Here is a 13,851-nt window from a genome sequence, read left to right as displayed (position 1 = left end):
GTGGTGGACACGCTCTCAACTGCGTCATCAGGTAGATCCGGCGCCAGGCAATCCATCGTGCGCGACCGCGGCGCCGACAGATTGTCGATATGGCGGCGGACGAAATCTCCGCGAGGTTCCGAGTGACGGAGGTGGGGTGCGAGGATGCGAATCGATATGTCGGAAATTTCCGACATATCAGGCCGCGACGAAAACGAGAGGTATCGCTGCGGACTCGTCCAGCGGGAAGAGAGTCGCGGACGGGCACGGCCGTCGGCCTCGTCCATCACCCCCTGATGACGCAGTTAGGAGTGTTGCGGCCGCGCTCCCGTCGTGGGTCTCGCCGCAATGCCCCACCGATCCGGATCCGATCGATCGATATGGTTGGATCAGCGGGGCGATGGGGTTGATGGAGATGGCAGCACTTCCGCGAGCGCCGCCAGCAGCCCGTCCACCTGCTCGGGCGTGTGGGCGGCGGAGAGGGTGAGGCGCAGGCGCGAGGTGCCGGGCGGCACCGTGGGCGGGCGGACGGCGCCGACCAGGAAGCCGCGCTCGAGCAGGAGGCGGCCCGCGCGCACCGTTGCCTCCGCGCCACCGGTGAGGACGGGGACGATGTGGCCGTCCGCCTCGCCGGGCGCAGGGCGGCCGAGCGCGTCCAGCCCCGCGCGCAGGCGGCGGGCGTTGGTGCGCAGGCGCTCGCGCCGCCACGGCTCCTCGCGCGCGATCCCCAGCGCCGCGAGCGATGCGGCCGCCAGCGCGGGCGGCGAGGCGGTGGTGAAGACGAACGGGCGCGCGCGGTTCATCAGCCATTCGCACAGCGTCGCCGATCCGGCCACGAACGCGCCCGCCGTCCCCAGCGCCTTGCCCAGCGTCCCCATCACCACGTCGATCCGCCCCTCCACGCCCCAGCGCTCGACCGCGCCGCGTCCGCCATCCCCCAGAACGCCGGTGCCGTGCGCGTCGTCCACGTACGTCCACGCGCCGTGGCGCCGCGCGACCTCCGCCAGCGCGTCCAGCGGGAAGAGCGCGCCGTCCATGGAGAAGACGGAATCGGCCACGATCAGCCGGCGCCGGAAGAGCCCGGCGTCCGCGCGCAGCATCGCCTCCAGCGCGCCGACGTCGCCGTGCGGGAAGACGCGGAGCGCCGCGCGGGAGAGGCGGCACCCGTCGATCAGCGAGGCGTGGTTCAGCGCGTCGGAGTAGACGGCGTCGCCGCGGCCGACGAGGGCGGGGATGGCGCCCGTGTTGGCCGCGTAGCCGGACGCGAAGAGGAGCGCGGCCGGCGCGCGTTTGAACCGCGCCAGCTCGCGCTCCAGCTCGTCGTGCAGCGGGTGATTGCCGGAGATCAGCCGCGCCGCAGCAGCCCCGGTGCCCGCGTCGCGCAGCGCCCGCGCCGCCGCCTCGGCGATGCGCGGGTCGGAGGCGAGGCCCAGGTAGTCGTTCGAGGAGAAGTCCACCGCGGCGCGGCCGTCCACCACGGCCTCGGCGCCGCGCCGATGCTCGACGCGGCGCAGCGACCGGCGCAGCCCCGCCCGCTCCATCTCCGCCAGCTCGCCTCGCAGCACATCGTCCAGCGACGTCGCGTCCGCGGCGGGCGGGGCGGCGGAGACCTCGGGTAGCGCGCTGTCGATCACTGCCGCAGGTCGGAACGTCCCGGCAGCGTTCCCAGGCAGCGGTCGTCCACCACCGGCGGCCGCGGAGCGTTCACGCGCCGGTCCCCGCGCACGGGCGTGTTCACCAGCACCGGCGGCATGCGCGCGCGCCGCCCCATCACCAGCGCGCGCAGCCCGCCCCATACCGCGCCGATCCCGGCGCCCACCGCGGCCGCCTCACCCGGCGAGTCCGAGGGCGCGCACTCCGGCGTGGCCTGCGTGGCCACCACCCCGAGCACCGCCCCGGCCAGCGCGCCCTCGCCCGCGGCGGCCAGCACGTCGCCGCCCCGATGCCCGGTCATCGACGTGGCGTCGGGACCGGCGGGGAAGCTGGGCGGCAGCGGCACGGGAACGTGCGTGGGCACGGTGTCGCGCGGCAGGGGCACCGCCTGCGCAGCCAGCGCGACGGGCGCGGCGGGCGCGAGCGACAGGGCGCACACAAGGATGATCTTCTTCATCTCTCACCTCCTGGGGGGAAGATGCATCCCGGCTCCGATCCGGGGCAAGACGTAGCAGTTGAGTGCGACCGGATGAAAGTGGGACCCAAACCGTGGCGCGGCGTGTACACGCGTATTACGTTGCAGGACACCCACTTCCATCATCCGGAACGTAGCAGAGGGTAACAGATGTACCAGGCGTTCGATCAGAAGACGCGTGGCGCGAAGACCGTGCTGATCGTCGAGGACCAGATCGAGATGCGGGCGATCAACGCGATGTACCTGCATCACCACGGCTACCGCGTGCTGGCCACGGACAACGGGGCGGAGGGGATCCGCGCCGCGCGCGAGGAGCATCCCGACCTGATCCTGATGGACATCTCCATGCCCGGCATGGACGGCATCCGCGCCACCGAGACGCTGAAGCTCGACCCCGAAACCGGAGCCATCCCGGTGGTCATCATCACCGCACACCGTTACGGCTCGGTGGGCAAACGCGCGATCGACGCGGGGTGCGACGGGTACCTGACCAAGCCCTGCGACCCCCGCCGCGTCCTCGAGGAAGTGCGCCGCCGCCTCGGCGAACTCGAAGTTTCCCACTGATTCTTCGCCGTCCCCAACCGACGTAACCGCCGGGTTCGGGCGTGTTCCGCGCCGGGGCGCGGAACCGGGCTGCGCGCGCCGTAGGGCACGATACGACCGTGCCCAACGGCGCCGGGCCCCCGGCGGCCTCGTCACGCCGAAGTCTCGACGCAAGCTTCCCGCATCCCCGCTGGCTGGCTGCGGCGGGGGACAAACGCGTACCGGCCCCGTCCCGAACGAGCGTTTTCCACATCCCCGACGCGAGGAACGTCGCTTCCGCCATCGCCCAACTCAGCACTCAGCACTCAGCACTCAGCACTCAGCACTCAGCACTTAAACACTCAAGCCTCCGAATCCCCCGTCCCCCACTTTCGCACTCTCGCACTCTCGCACTCCCGCACTTCCCCGGGGGCACACTCCTCGCGGAGCCGTCCGGTGACCGCTCCTGCGCACCGCCGACCCGCTTCTGATGGATCAACGCCGCATCCTGCTCATGCTTCCCGTCCTCGCCGCGCCGCTGCTGGTCTGGGGCGCCGTGCGCCTCGCCTCGCCCGAGCCGGCGAAGCCCGGCCCCGCGCCGGCGCTCGCGCCCGCCCCGACGCGCGTGCCGGCCAAGGTCGCCAACGTCCCCGTTCCGCAGGACGTGGCGGAGCTGCTGCGCGCCGGGCGCAACTGGGCCGCCGCGCGCCGTCTCCGCGAGCTCGTCCGCGCGGACTCGGCGCCGGGGCTCGTCCTCCTGGCCGCCCGCACCGAGGGCGCGTGGGGCGGGTGGAGCAACGTGCGCGGGCTGCTGAACGCCAAGCCATGGCTGGACACGCTGGAGCACGGCGAGGGGTGGTTTCTCCTCGGCCGCGCGCGCGAGGAGGCGCGCGACCTGGCGGGCGCGGCGGACGCGTACGGACGCGCGCTGCGGGCGTCGGCCGGGCGCGAGGTCCCGGAGTGGGAGGGCGTCGCGGAGCTGCGCTACGGGCTCGTCCTCCTCCGCGCCGGGCGCGTGGACGAAGGGGTGCGGGCGCTGGAGGCCGCGCGCACCCGCACCCCCGCGCTCTCCGGCTGGGCGAGCGTCCTGGCCGCCGAGGCGCTGGTGGAGCGCGGGGACACGGCGCGCATCCGCGCGCTCGTCGGCGACGGCGTAGCGGAGGCGCCGCTCCGCTCGCGGCGCGCCCGCGTCGGCGCGTACCGGGCCGCGCGCGACCCCGCCGGCGCCCGCGCGCTGGCGCTCGCCTTCCGCGCCCGCGCCACCGAGCCGGCGGAGCGCGCCGCGCTGGCAACGCTCGCCGCGCAGGCCGCGCTGGCGCAGGGCGACACCGCGGCCGCCCGTCAGGAGCTGCGCGCCGCCCTCTCCGACGCGGCGGCCGGTGTCGCGGCGGTGGACGCGGCGCGCACCCTTGCCGCGCTCCCGCGGCTGGGGGCCGACGACGATCTCGCCATCGCCCTGGCGTACGACCGCAACGGGAACCCCGGCCGCGCGGCGGACGGCTACCGCGCGTGGCTGTCGGCCGGCGGCGGCGCGCCCGCGCAGCGGCAGGACGTGCAGATGCGGATGGGGCGCGCGCTCTTCGCCGCCGGCCGCTTCGCCGAGGCCGTCGGCGCGCTCTCCACTATCGGCGACGCGCCGCCGCCGGTGGCCGCGGAGGCGTCGTACCTCGTCGGGCGGTCGCGGTACCGGACGCAGGGGCGCGCCGCCGCCATGCAGGCGTTCATGGAGACGGCGCGGCGCTTCCCCGGCCAGCCCTCGTCCGCCGACGCGCTCTGGCAGGCGGCGGACCTGGCGGGCGATGCGAACGCGGCGGGCGCGAACGCGATCCTGCGCCGCCTCGCCTCCGAGTATCCCACCTCGCCGCGCGCGGGGCAGGCGCTGATGCGCCTGGGCGGCGCGGCGCTGCTGGCGGGCGACTGGGGGGGCGCGGCGGGCGCGTACGACCAGTACCGCGCCCGCTTTCCCGCGGGCGACCTGTGGCTGCAGGCCACGTACTGGGCCGGCCGCGCCGCCGCCGCGCGCGGAGACGCCGCCGGCGCGCGCGAGCGCTGGCGCGAGGTGCGCGCCAAGGAGCCGCTGTCGTACTACTCCGTCCGCGCGGCCGAGCGCATGGGCGAGCGCTACTGGCCCATCCCCCTGGCCCCCGCCCCCGCCGACGCCCCGGCGGCGGTGGAGCGGGTGCGCGGGTGGATGGAGACGCTGGACCTGCTGCGCAAGGCCGACCTCTGGCGCGAGGCCGAGGAGGACGTCGCCCGGCGCGTGAAGGAGGCGGGGACCGACCGCGCGCTCCTCTACCCGCTCGCCGAGGCGCTGGAGGCGCGCGGCTTCGCGCCGCAGGGGATCCGCATCGGGCTGGAGGTGCGCAAGGCGGGCGCGCCGTACGACCTGCGGCTGGCGCGCATCCTCTACCCCTTCCCCTTCCGCGACATGATCGCGGCCGAGGCGCGGGAGCGCGGGGTGGACCCGTTCCTGGCGGCGGCGCTCATCCGCCAGGAGTCGTCGTTCAAGCCGCGCGCCCTTTCCCGCGCCGGGGCGATGGGGCTGATGCAGGTGATGCCGGGGACCGCCTCGGGGCTGGCCGCGGGCGCGGGGGTGGGGGGATGGAGCTCCGACCTCCTCTTCAACCCCGAGATCAACGTGCACCTGGGAACGCGCTTCCTGGCCGCGCAGATCCGCAACTACGGCGGCGACCTGCCGCTCGTCTTCGTGGCCTACAACGCGGGGCCGGGGCGCGCCAACCGCTGGCGCTCCTTCCCCGAGCACCGCGACCCGGAGCTCTTCACCGAGCGCATCCCCTTCGACGAAACGCGCGACTACGTGAAGATCCTCACCCGCAACCGCGCCATCTACCGCGGGCTGTACGGCGGGTGAAGTGCGGAAGTGCGGAAGATTCCTGAAGGCGAGGACGGTGGCGACAGCTGCGACAACGGAAGCGGGGCCGGCGCTGATCGCGCCGGCCCCGCTCGTCAGCTCCATCCGCCTCACCGTCAGTAGCTCGTCCCCGACGACACCACCTGCGGGGCGCGGGCGAGCAGCTCGGCCAGCGAGGTGCGCTCCTGGCGCCAGCCGAAGTCGTAGCCCACGTCGCCGGTGGTGCGGGCGGTGGGCTGCACCAGCATGGGGTCGACCGGCAGGCCCTTGCGGCGCACCTCGTAGTGCAGGTGCGGCGCGGTGGCCAGCCCCGTGGCGCCCACGTAGCCGATCACGTCGCCCTGGCGGACGATGGCGCCGGGGCGGACGGCGACCGACGAAAGGTGGCCGTAGCGCGTGGCGTAGCCGTTGGGGTGCGTGACCTCGATCAGGTTGCCGTATCCGCCCTTGGGCCCGCTCCAGGTGATGCTCCCGTCCGCCGCGGCGCGCACCGGCGTGCCGTACGCCGCCGCCAGGTCCACGCCCAGGTGCGGGAGCACGCGGTGCAGGATGGGGTGGAAGCGGTTGGACGCGAACGGCGACGTCACCCGCATGCTGGACAGCGGCCCCGTCCACGGCACCGGGTCGAGCGAGCGGCCCCAGTCGTCGTAGTAGCCGGGGCGGTCGCCGTGGTCGTAGAGGAACACGGTGTAGAGCGTGCCGCCCACCGCCGCCTCGGCCGCCAGCACCTGGATGGCGCGGGTGGTGCCGTCGGGCTTGCGGGTGCGCTCGTACGCCAGCCGCAGGCGCCCGCCGTTGGGCATCCCCTGCTGGTTCAGGAGGGGAAGGAAGATCTTGTCCAGGTGCCGCCCGATCATCTCGCGCTCGGGCTGCGACAGGTCGCCCGCCACGGCCTGCAGCGCGTCCGCGAACGTCCCCTTGGCGTATCCCCCGATGAACTGCGTGTCCACCACCACCGCCGGCGCCGCGCGCATCGCGGGAAGCACCGTCAGCGCGGCGTCGGCGGACTCGGGTGCGTCGGCACGCGCCCACGCGCTCACCATCCCCACCGACAGCAGCGCGATGGCGAGGGCGCCCACGAGGGGAGCGACGAAGGACAGAAGGTCGATACGGCGGCGATGCATGAGAAGGCCCGCGGTCGGATTGCCCCGGAGCGGCTGCAAGTGTCGTAGGTGTGGGGGATTCACGAAGATACACAGGATGGCGCGGAAGGGGAAGGGAGATAAGTGCGGAAGTGCGGGAGTGCGGGAGTGCGGGAGTGCGCTGGAATCGGTGAGCCGCGCGGCATCGGTGCTGGCCGGGCGCCGGTGCTCGCCGCGGAGCCCTCTCCCCGCGCCTTAGAGCGCTCGCCCTCTCCCGTACCGGGCGAGGGGGGCGGGGGCAGCATCGGCGCGGCCTGCATGATCCGGCTCGCGCTGGTGGCTTCGGTGTGGCGGAGGCCCGGACCTGCGCTGAGGGCCGGGGGGAGGGGGGCCAGCGGGGCGGGCAAGGTGCCGCCGTAGTCGCGCAAATCTCATCGAGCTACCTCTCCCGGTACGGGAGAGGTGGACGGCCTCGGCCGGCCGGAGAGGGCGCGATGCCGGCCGATGCGCACCGAAGCTCCTCCCGCACCCCGCACTCACGCACTCTCGCACTCTCGCACTCTCGCACTCTCGCACTCTCGCACTTCCGCACTTCCGCACTTCCGCACTTCCTTTCCTCCCCGTGCCAAACCGCTCCCCATCCGCTACATTGGCGCGCGTTTCCGTAACCCGTACCAACCCGTTCGAGCATGGCTGAATGAGTACCGTCACCCTTCCCTCGTCCGCCCAGTCGGTCACGGTCGACGAGCTCTGCAACTACATCGGCACCCAGGGCCGCGCGGACCAGCAGCTTGCCTGCGACTTCGCGCGGATCTTTTTCGGCCGCATCCCCCGCACGCTGCTGGAGGAGCGCTCGGTGGAGGAGCTGGCCGCCATGACGCTGGGCGCGTGGGAGTTCCTGAAGCGCGCCCGCCCCGACCAGGTGAACGCCGAGGTCACCGACCCCCGCGACGAGGGGTGGAAGGCGCCCGTCACCGTCATCCGCACCGAGGTGGGCGACCGTCCGTTCATCGTGGACACCATCCGCGAGTACCTGAACGCCGAGAACATCCCCATCCTCCACTACGTCTACCCCGTGCTGCGCGTGCAGCGGGCGGAGGACGGCGCCATCACCGCGGTGGGCACCGGCGCGGGCGGCGGCGAGGGGCTGGAGGCGCTGGGGCACGTGGAGATCCCCCACGTTCCGCGCCGCGAGCGCGCCGCCGAGATCCGCGAAGAGGTGCGCCGGCGGCTCAGCGACGTGGTGGAGGCCACACGCGACTTCGCCGCCATGGTGCGGCAGGTGGAGCGGGTGCAGGCCGCGGTGGCCGGCTACGTCCGCCGCTTTCCCGACCGCGCGCGCGAGTACGGCGAGTACCTGGAGTTCCTGGGGTGGCTGCGCGAGGGGAACTTCGTCTTCCTGGGCGCGCGCGCCTACGAGATCGCGGGCGAGGGCGAGCAGGCCGTGGTGCGGGTGGAAAAGGGGAGCGGGCTGGGGATCCTGGCCGACGAGGACCGCTCGCAGTACGCCGACCCGCAGCGCATCGGCACCATGCAGCCGGCGCTGCGCGAGCGCGTGCTGCGCGGGCCGCTGCTCATCGTCAGCAAGGCCAACCGCGAGTCCACGGTGCACCGCCTGGCGCGGATGGACTACATCGGCGTGAAGCGGCTGGACGAGCAGGGGAACGTGGTGGGCGAGTGGCGCTTCCTGGGGCTGTTCACCAGCCAGGCGTACGGCCAGAACCCCGCCGAGATCCCCATCGTGCGCCACAAGGTGCGCTCGCTGCTGGAGCAGGACGGCGCGCGCCCGGGGAGCCACGACTACAAGGAGATCATCTCCATCCTGCACGAGATGCCCAAGGAGGAGCTGTTCCAGGCCTCCACCGGGCAGCTGCGCGACGAGGTGGACGCGGTCCTTGGGCACCTGTTCAGCGACGAGGTGCGGGTGGTGCTGCGCCCCGACCCGCTGCGCAACGAGGCGGCGGTGATGGTCATCCTCCCGCGCGGGCGCTTCAGCAACCGCATCCGCAAGGAGATCGGGGCCATGCTGGAGCGGCGGCTGGGGGCCACGCTGCGTAGCTCCAACCCGGCCGGCGCGGCCGACCAGGCGCGCATCCACTACTACCTCACCGGGCGCGACGGCGCCGCGCCGGGGCAGGGCGACGTGGCGGCCACCGAGCGCGACCTTGAGGCCGGGATCGGCGAGCTCCTGCGCTCGTGGGAAGACCTGCTCGAGGAGCGGCTGGCGCACGCGGTGGACGCGGGCGAGGCGCGCCGCCTGGCGCAGGCGTACGGCCAGGTGGTGGGCGCCGACTACCGCGCGGCCAACAATCCGCTGGCCACGGTCCCCGACGTCCTGCGCATGGACGAGATGCTGCGCGCCGGCCAGACCGTCTCCCTCCTCCTCCGCCCCGCGGTGGACGGCGAGCTGGTGGCCGCCGGGGCCACCGTGCTGCGCCTGTACCTCGCGGGCGAGCGGCTGGTGCTCTCCGACTTCATGCCCATCCTGGAGGACCACGGGGTGAAGGTGCTGGAGGTCGACACCTTCGAGTTCCAGCCCAGCGACGAGCTGCCGCACCTGATGGTGTACTCGTTCCACGTGCAGACGCGCGCGGGCGAGCCCATCCCCCCGGAGCTGTTCGGCGCGCTGGCGGAAAGCCTGCTGGCCTCGCGCGCGGGCGACGCGGAGCGCGACGCCTACGCCGCCCTCACCCTCCTGGCCGGGCTGCGGTGGCGCGAGGTGGACGTGGTGCGCACCTACGCCAACTACGCCTCGCAGATCGGCGCGGTGCCCAGCCGCCTGGCCCCGGTGCGCGCCTTCACCACCCATCCCCACTTCGCGCGTCTCCTGATCGACCTCTTCCATGCGCGCCTGTCGCCGGAAAAGAAGACGACGAAGGCGGAGATGCAGGGGCTGCGGCAGACGGTGCTGGTGGAGCTGGAGAAGGTGACGTCGCTGGCCGACGACCGGGCGCTCCGGCGGCTGATGAACCTGGTGGAGGCCACGGTCCGCACCAACTACTTCCGTCACGGCGGCGCGGACCCCGTCTTCCGCTCCGGCGGCGTCCCCTACATCTCCGTGAAGGTGCGCTCGGCGGACGTGGAGGACCTGAAGAAGACGCGTCTCCTCTACGAAGTCTACGTCCACTCCGCGCGGATGGAGGGGGTGCACCTGCGCGCCGCGCCGGTCTCGCGCGGCGGCATCCGCTGGAGCGACCGCCCCGACGACTTCCGCACCGAGATCCTGGGGCTCGTCCTGACCCAGGTGGTGAAGAACGCCACCATCGTTCCCAGCGGCTCCAAGGGCGGCTTCATCACCAAGCGGCAGCCGGCCGACCGCGACGCGCAGATGGAGGAGGCGCGCCAGCAGTACATGACGCTGATGCGCGGCCTGCTGGACCTCACCGACAACCTGGTCGACGGCAGGGTGGTGCCGCCGCCCGACGTGGTCCGCCACGACGGCGACGACCCGTACCTGGTGGTCGCGGCCGACAAGGGGACGGCGCACCTGTCCGACACGGCCAACGCGGTGGCGGCGGAGTACGGCTTCTGGCTGGATGACGCGTTCGCGAGCGGCGGCAGCCAGGGATACGACCACAAGGTCGAGGGGATCACCGCGCGCGGGGCGTGGGAGTGCGTGAAGCGGCACTTCCGCGAGATGGGCACGGATATCCAGACGCAGCCCTTCACCGTGGCCGGCATCGGCGACATGAGCGGCGACGTGTTCGGCAACGGGATGCTGCTGTCGCCCGTCATCCGCCTGGTGGCGGCGTTCGACCACCGGCACATCTTCATCGACCCCGACCCCGACCCGGCGCGCTCGTTCGCCGAGCGGAAGCGGATGTTCGACCTCCCCCGCTCCAGCTGGGACGACTACGACCGCTCCGTCCTTTCTCCCGGCGCCATGATCGTTCCCCGCGCCAGCAAGGAGGTGGAGCTGACGCCCGAGGCGCGCGCCGCGCTGGGGCTGGCCGACGGCGTGGGGCGGCTGGACGGCGAGGGGCTGGTGCGCGCGGTGCTGAAGGCGCCGGTGGACCTGCTCTGGAACGGCGGCATCGGCACCTACGTGCGCTCGCCCGACGAGACCAACGCCGACGTGGGCGACACCAGCAACGACCCCGTGCGCATCGAGAGCGGCGAGCTGCGCGCCAAGGTGGTGGGCGAGGGCGGCAACCTGGGCTTCACCCAGCAGGGGCGCATCGACTTCGCGCTCCGCGGCGGGAAGATCAACACTGACGCGCTGGACAACTCGGCCGGCGTGGACATGTCGGACCACGAGGTGAACCTGAAGATCCTGGTGGGCCGCGTGGTGCGCGACGGCGACCTGGCGATGGAGGGCCGCAACGAGCTGCTGCGGTCGATGACCGGCGACGTGAACCGGCTGGTGCTGCGCAACAACTTCGGCCAGTCGCTCGCCGTCTCGCTCGACGAATTGCGGAGCAGGGAGGCGCTGGACGACTTCGCCTCGTTCATGGAGGCGCGGGCGCGCGACGGGCGGCTGGACCCCGCGGCCGAGGGAATGCCCGACGCCGAGGGGCTGCGGGCGCGGCGGCAGAACAAGACCGGGCTCACGCGCCCCACGCTGGCCGTCCTCCTGGCCCACGCCAAGCTGCAGGCCAAGGGTGCGCTGCTGGAGAGCACCGTGCCCGACGACCCGGCGACCGACGAGTACCTGGTGGACTACTTCCCGCCCGCGGCGGTGGAGGCGGCCGGCCCCGCGCGGCTGCGCGAGCACCGGCTGCGGCGCGAGATCATCACCACCGAGCTGGTGAACGACCTGGTGAACCTGATGGGCTCGTCGTTCCTCCACCGCGTGAGCCGCGACACGGGGCGGGGGATCGCCGAGGTGGTGCGTGCATGGCTCGTCGCCAGCCGCGTGGCCGGGGCGCCGGAGATCCGCGCGGACCTGGCCGGGGCGGAGGGGCGCTTCCCGTCGGAGACCATCTACCGCTGGCTGAACGGGCTGGCGCGGGTGCTGGAGCAGACCACGCACTGGCTCCTGGCCAACCTCCCGGACGGCGGCGACACCGGCGCGCTGATCGAGGAGGCGCGCACCGGCCTTTCCGCGCTGCGCGGCAGCTTCGGCAAGTTCGTGGCGGGCGACGACCGGACCATGTTCCACGACCGCCTGCGCGAGCTGGAGCAGCTGGGGGTGGAGAAGGCGCTGGGCGAGCGCATCATCACCCTGCGCTTCCTTCCGCAGCTGCTGGAGATCGTGCACGCGGCGCGCGGCGCGGGAACGGAGGAGATCCGCACCGCCAGGGCCTTCTACGCCGTGTCGGAGAAGCTGGGGACGGCGCGGCTGCGCGAGGGGCTGCGCGTGGCCGCGGGCGACAACCCGTGGGAGCGGCGCTACGCCGGCGCGCTGGGCGACGACCTGACCGGCGCGCAGCGCGTGGTGGTGGCCGCCGTCCTCCGCGGCGGCGAGGACCCGGCGCGCGCGCTGGCCGCGCTGGAGAAGGCGCACCCGCGCGAGTTCCGCGCGTACCGCGACCTGACCGCCGAGCTCTCGGCGGGCGACTGCCCGCTGGCGGCGTTCGCGCTGGCCGTTCGCCAGCTCCAGGCCGTAGCCATCGCCCTGACGGCGAACGCGAGCTGACCGGATCGGCGGGGATGGAGATACGAAACGGGCCGGCAGCGATGCCGGCCCGTTCTGCGTCTACCCGGACCTTCGAAATGCCCGGCCCCGCATCGAGTCGACGCGGGGCCGGAGATGGGGGCGCGGTGCGGCGCTCGGGGGTCAGGCCGGCGTGCCGATCAGCGCGGGGACCACGTTGCGGAACTCGCCCTGGCAGAGGACGTCGATGTTGCGCGCTACGTCGTCCTTCTCGGTCGCGCGGATCAGGCGCACCACCAGGCCGTCGTTCAGTACGGCGTCGCCGATGAGCGACACGGCGGCGTCGTGCGCGGCCATCCGGGCCACCTGTGGCAGGTGCCGGAGCGGCGCCAGCTCCTCGGCGAAGGCCCACGCGGCGGCACGCGCCTTGTCCATCGAGAAGCCCACCATCTTCAGCTCCAGCTTCGGCGCGATCCGCGACAGCGTGTCGAAGCCGGGCGAGCACTCGTCCAGCTGCTGCTCCACCACCGGCGTGAGCGCCGCCAGCACGTCGTTGATCCGGTCGAAGTCGCCGCGCAGCCCCGGCAGCTCGCTCCCGGCGCAGGTGCGCGCGGCGGCGACGCCCAGATCCAGGTTGATGTGCGCATTCATCCCCGCCAGCAGGTGCTGCAGCACGATGTGGTCGGTCGTCTGCGCGGCCTTGAACGCCTTCAGCCACGACAGCGTGGGCACCTCGCCGGAGCGGTAGGTCTCGTACGCGGTGATGTACCGGTTGGCGAAGGTCACGTCCAGCCGCTCCATCCGCGACCCGTCGTCGAACTCGCCCTTGGCGATGCCGTCTTTCACCGCCACGGTCACGCGGTTGTACAGCGCCGCGAAGTAGCCCAGCCGGTCCTGCCGGGCGATGCAGTCCTGGATGATGGTGGAAAGCCGCTCGATCACCCGTCGATGTCGGTCGGAAGCGCGCTGCTCATGTTGTTGCTCAAATTAGAGTAGATAGAAGGCAGGGCTGCTATGGATCTGCGAAACTCTGACGACTAGAATCCAGCTCATCCGCAACAAGCAGCCAAGAAATCTTCCATAAATGACGTATCGAGCGATCAACCACCTGCGCTTCTCCGGTTACGAACAGTTCTATGCTGCTTCTCTGTTATAGCTCGCGCTGCTAGTCGCTCGAACAGTGGCTGAAGATCGAAAACATTTGTCTGACCTACGCGCAACTGTCGCTTGAGATACCCCTTTGCTTGGAGTGTACGTGCCAACTTGCGGGCATATACCTCCGAAACACCCATTCTCTGCGCGATCGTTTTGTATCCTGGAAACGGAGCTCGTTCATCCCACTTGTAGACCATGATCTCAAGGACAAAAATTGCTTCAGTTGGCGTAAGACTTGGGCTTAACGTCCCGAAGTACTTTAGGAAAGTAGTGGGAACAGCCATAAAGCCCTCTTCGAAGATGACCGCCTCCCCACCCCAACGCACAATTAAATCACGTGCGTTGGTCGGCGGTGGTGTCGGACTCGTCTCGGAATTTCCTTCGACCATCGTTAGATTACCCAGTCGGGGCGGAAGGCGCGGGAATCGAACCCGTCAGGCTTTTAGACCCTCTAGCGTTCTCAGGGCTAGCCGCGTAGGCCTCTCGCGGACCGCCCTCCTACCCCAACGGCCCCCACGATAACCCCGGAAATGCCGAGTGCGCAAGAGTCTTGTTCGCGCGCAGCGTGCCTATGTTT

8 protein-coding genes and 1 tRNA gene are annotated in these 13,851 nt (G+C 72.2%); 3 read left to right on the top strand and 6 right to left on the bottom strand.

Features of this window, described 5'->3' with window-relative positions; translation table 11 throughout:
- Positions 1–368: 368 nt before the first annotated feature.
- Positions 369–1,520, bottom strand: a complete 1,152-nt coding sequence (gene bioF / locus VLK66_RS09235) for an 8-amino-7-oxononanoate synthase (protein WP_349260497.1) — start codon at positions 1,518–1,520, stop codon at positions 369–371.
- A gap of 89 nt (positions 1,521–1,609) precedes the next feature.
- A complete protein-coding gene (locus VLK66_RS09230; RefSeq protein ID WP_325309108.1) occupies positions 1,610–2,089 on the bottom strand; it encodes a hypothetical protein in 480 nt (159 codons plus the stop codon).
- Between the two features lie 168 nt (positions 2,090–2,257).
- On the opposite strand from VLK66_RS09230, the gene VLK66_RS09225 reads away from it, so the two are divergent.
- On the top strand, positions 2,258–2,671 hold the full coding sequence (locus tag VLK66_RS09225; RefSeq protein ID WP_325309107.1) for a response regulator: 414 nt from the start codon (positions 2,258–2,260) through the stop codon (positions 2,669–2,671).
- 448 nt (positions 2,672–3,119) lie between these two features.
- Positions 3,120–5,501 carry a transglycosylase SLT domain-containing protein gene (locus VLK66_RS09220; protein WP_325309106.1) on the top strand — a complete coding sequence of 794 codons (2,382 nt, stop codon included), beginning with the start codon at positions 3,120–3,122 and terminating at the stop codon, positions 5,499–5,501.
- A gap of 116 nt (positions 5,502–5,617) precedes the next feature.
- On the opposite strand, the gene VLK66_RS09215 is transcribed toward VLK66_RS09220, so the two are convergent.
- Positions 5,618–6,625, bottom strand: coding sequence for a M23 family metallopeptidase (locus tag VLK66_RS09215; RefSeq protein WP_325309105.1), 1,008 nt, complete (start codon positions 6,623–6,625; stop codon positions 5,618–5,620).
- A gap of 655 nt (positions 6,626–7,280) precedes the next feature.
- Between VLK66_RS09215 and VLK66_RS09210 the strand changes: the two genes are divergently transcribed.
- Entirely contained in the window at positions 7,281–12,161 is a 4,881-nt protein-coding gene (locus tag VLK66_RS09210) for an NAD-glutamate dehydrogenase (protein WP_325309104.1), read from the top strand.
- Positions 12,162–12,302: 141 nt separating this feature from the next.
- On the opposite strand, the gene VLK66_RS09205 is transcribed toward VLK66_RS09210, so the two are convergent.
- The 3 genes from VLK66_RS09205 to VLK66_RS09200 form a co-directional block, all read right to left on the bottom strand.
- The gene (locus tag VLK66_RS09205; RefSeq protein WP_325309103.1) at positions 12,303–13,061 is read right to left on the bottom strand and encodes a DUF5995 family protein; all 759 of its coding nucleotides are present in this window, start codon (positions 13,059–13,061) and stop codon (positions 12,303–12,305) included.
- Between the two features lie 158 nt (positions 13,062–13,219).
- A complete protein-coding gene (locus VLK66_RS28735; protein ID WP_414676461.1) occupies positions 13,220–13,558 on the bottom strand; it encodes a helix-turn-helix domain-containing protein in 339 nt (112 codons plus the stop codon).
- A 126-nt stretch (positions 13,559–13,684) separates the two neighbouring features.
- Positions 13,685–13,773, bottom strand: a tRNA-OTHER gene (locus tag VLK66_RS09200).
- Positions 13,774–13,851: the final 78 nt, after the last annotated feature.

The organism is Longimicrobium sp., from assembly GCF_035474595.1.
GTDB lineage: Bacteria > Gemmatimonadota > Gemmatimonadetes > Longimicrobiales > Longimicrobiaceae > Longimicrobium.
The sequence above is the reverse complement of the archived record's forward strand: the minus strand, read 5'-3'. Positions and strand labels throughout refer to the sequence as shown.